This window comes from Ruminococcus sp. AM43-6 (assembly GCF_003461785.1).
Classification (GTDB): Bacteria; Bacillota; Clostridia; order Oscillospirales; family Ruminococcaceae; genus Hominimerdicola; species Hominimerdicola aceti.
In genome coordinates this window covers 1-577 of sequence record NZ_QTXU01000090.1, presented here as the reverse complement: position 1 = coordinate 577, position 577 = coordinate 1, and the positions used below count along the sequence as shown (strand labels likewise).

At 41.6% G+C, this 577-nt stretch carries 1 protein-coding gene; it reads right to left on the bottom strand.

Going from position 1 to position 577, the window contains the following annotated elements:
- Nucleotides 1–17: 17 nt before the first annotated feature.
- A complete protein-coding gene (locus DW938_RS14580) occupies nucleotides 18–515 on the bottom strand; it encodes a hypothetical protein (protein WP_118125605.1) in 498 nt (165 codons plus the stop codon).
- Nucleotides 516–577: the final 62 nt, after the last annotated feature.

The window sequence follows — 577 nt, the reverse complement described above, 5'->3', positions numbered from 1 at the left end:
GTAAATCATATAACACCTCACATCGTCATTCCCATATCGGGTTCTTCGGTCATGTCCTCAAACTGATCGCTGTTCATTTCTTCCTCCGTCTGCAAAAACCATTTGTCGGAATTCCAAAAGCTGATATAAATTTCTCCGTCGGGAGTTTTTATCGGTCTTTGCTCCAGACTCTCTCCTGCGCCGTCGCTTAACTGCCCGGTACAATATTCACGGAGATCCTCAAGTTCATCTTCCGTAAGCTGACCGTGAACGTTTGCTGTGACCACTCCCACAAGTTCTCCGTTATGTTCTTCGACCGACATAAATGCGGAAAACACCTTTCGGTCAACAGAATTGCCTCTATCGTACCAATGCATCAGACCTCGCTCTTTTTCTTCGGGCAAATTGAAATCGCTGATAAAATGATTTATCTCCGATTTGTAAGCAGAAGCTTCATAGGAGGAGATTTTTTCGTATTCCTCATCAGACCAACATTCAGGTACTCTGCTGATCTCAAGGGGACAGTAAAATTTCATTTCCTAATCCTGTATAATAAAACTTGACACATACAAAACAATCAAAGTATAATAAAAACAAA

What these genes read in the sequence shown, in the direction of transcription:
- DW938_RS14580 (WP_118125605.1), bottom strand. Translation starts at nt 515, where the DNA reads ATGAAATTTTACTGTCCCCTTGAGATCAGCAGAGTACCTGAATGTTGG.